Here is a 2254-nt window from a genome sequence, read left to right as displayed (position 1 = left end):
GCACGGATGGCCTCCGCTGCCGTGTTCACATACAGGCTGATGCGGCGGCCAAATCGTTGTAAATCCCCGTGAAGGCAGATGCGTGCCAGTGGCGGTGACGCCAGACTGAATGCGTTCGTCGTTGCCATTTTTCGGAATACCTCTCCCGCTTACTCAGTTGTTCAGGAATATGGTGCAGCAGCTCACCGTTACCGCAGTAAATCGCCGCATGGTTCGGTACCGATGAGGCAAAGCAGCACAGCAGAATATCGCCCGGCTGTGCCTCTGTCAGTGCGACACGGTAAAAACCCGTCGCCTCCATATTGTCCAGATACAGGTTCTGACCGTTGCGCCACCAGTCATCCTCACGATGAAAATCCGGTATCTCAATCCCCGCCAGATGGTATGCATCCCGGAACAGCGTGTAACAGTCCGTCACCCCGTGCTCAAAGCGCCGTCCGGTCAGGTGCGGCACACAGCGAAATTTATGAATGTCTCCCCGGCAGACCAGCCACCAGGGCAGCGCACTTTTTATCTGCAGTCGACGGTCCGCCTCACTCAGCCAGGGCAGACCACCGGGATGACTGTGAATGAGCGCGAGGATTTCACCTTCCCGCTCCGCCTCCAGCCAGTCCTCCGGCGATATCCGGAAATACGCCTCCGGCTCACCGGAGATATTCACGCAGGGAAAATACCTTTTTCCCTCCGGCGTTCTCACCACAAAGCCGCACGACTCCGCTGTCGCACACCGCCGGGCATGCGCCAGAATGGCTGATTCTGTCTGTTTCATGATAATCACTGTGAAAGCTTATTGATGGAAAGGAAAAAACCGCCGTTTGCCACATTCCCGCGCAGCTCACACCCGCGCAGGCATTTACTGCACTTGTCCTTCGCGATATCAGATGTGGGCTGGTCATATTCATCTGCGACTGCCGGACCGTCATAACCGCACTCCTCCCCCCGGTAATCCCAGGTGCAGGTGTTCGCCAGCATGATGCGACCGGGAAACAGCGCCCCGTCCGTCTCCGTCGGTGTCGCCAGCACAAACGAGGCCTTCATGGCTGTGAGCTCTGACATCTGCTCCACCACCCAGCGGTCCGTCAGCTCCTGCTCCGGGTCAGCCTCCGGATTTCCGTCCACAAAATTCACCGCATCCAGAAAACGGGCATACACCCGGCGGCGGACCACTGTGGCCCCCACCAGGCTCTGCAGGTCCTCCGCCATGCCGGTGACCAGCCCGAAAAGATTGGACACCGTCAGTGACGGCCGTGCACTGCTGCCCTTTCCGTTCATCTCAAAACCGCTGCCGTCAATCGGGTACGCCTCATACTTCCGCCCCTGCCAGGTGACCGGCTCCCCTTTTTCATTCAGCTCATTGCAGAAAAAATACCGCTCACCACCCTGCACCGTCAGGTCGATTTCCCAGAGCACCACCCGCGGTGACTGCTCTGATTTTACCGACTCGTTCAGGCTTTCTTCGTGAATCTCCTGCATCAGTTCACCACCTGTTTAAACTCCGCGCTGAATTCCACACGCAGCATTCCCACCCGGGATGACCATTTTGCGCAGGTCACCCTGATCTGCCTGTAACCATAAGGCGGCGTCCACAGAAACGCCTTCCAGCCCCCGTGCTCTGCCAGGAACGCCTCCAGATGCCGGGCCTCCTCCCGTGTCACGGAAAGCGTCACGCTGTACGTTTTCAGGTCGGCATTCAGCCCCGCCGCCATACGCTGCGAATATCCGTCACCAAAACGGACTTCACGCACCGATGGCTGCGAGTTCACCTCCATATCCGGCTTCACTTTCCAGCGGAAGGTTTTCATCGTCCACCTCCTCCGGAAAATACGCCGCCATCACGCATCTGCGCCTGAATCTCATCCTGCGCCCCTTTGCGGGCCATGTCATACACCGCCTTCATCAGCTGCGGTCCCGCCTGCCCGTTGGTACCGTCGTTCTGAATCACCACGCTGTTGTTCTGCTCAAACCGGATACCTTCCGCCCGCCGCATCTGCGCCGGACTTCCGGCACCGCCCACATAACCACCTTCCGCATAGCCCCGCATCAGGCGGTACAGGTTACCGACGCCAATCCGGCTGGTTGCCTCCTTCGTGAAGACAAACTCCCCTCGATGGACAATCCCCGCAGGCTCATATTTGCCGCCCGTCCCCGTAAATCCTCCGGTCGCGAAATGGAAGTTCGCCGCCGCAGCCTGAATGGCCGTCCCCGTGGACGCGGATGCGCCACCACCGAAAGCACCACCAATGGCGCTGCCGAT

4 protein-coding genes are annotated in these 2254 nt (G+C 59.1%); all 4 read right to left on the bottom strand.

All coding sequences use genetic code 11. The annotated features are described in order from the left end of the window. Positions 1-25: 25 nt before the first annotated feature. Entirely contained in the window at positions 26-769 is a 744-nt protein-coding gene (locus C7B16_RS24085; protein WP_107180281.1) for a C40 family peptidase, read from the bottom strand. 5 nt (positions 770-774) lie between these two features. Beyond that, complete coding sequence (locus C7B16_RS24080) at positions 775-1473, bottom strand: phage minor tail protein L (protein WP_107180280.1); 699 nt, start codon at positions 1471-1473, stop codon at positions 775-777. Continuing rightward, positions 1473-1802, bottom strand: a complete 330-nt coding sequence (locus tag C7B16_RS24075) for a phage tail protein (RefSeq protein WP_059320840.1) — start codon at positions 1800-1802, stop codon at positions 1473-1475. The genes C7B16_RS24080 and C7B16_RS24075 overlap by 1 nt, the downstream gene beginning before the upstream one ends. After that, the coding region (locus C7B16_RS24070; protein ID WP_107180279.1) for a phage tail tape measure protein at positions 1799-2254 on the bottom strand (456 nt) is incomplete at its 5' end. The genes C7B16_RS24075 and C7B16_RS24070, both read right to left, overlap by 4 nt.

The sequence above is a fragment of the Escherichia sp. 20412-1 genome, from assembly GCF_003027595.1.
In the GTDB taxonomy this organism is placed as follows: domain Bacteria; phylum Pseudomonadota; class Gammaproteobacteria; order Enterobacterales; family Enterobacteriaceae; genus Escherichia; species Escherichia marmotae.
Note: the sequence above shows the minus strand (reverse complement) of the source record. Positions and strands in the feature narration are given on the sequence as shown.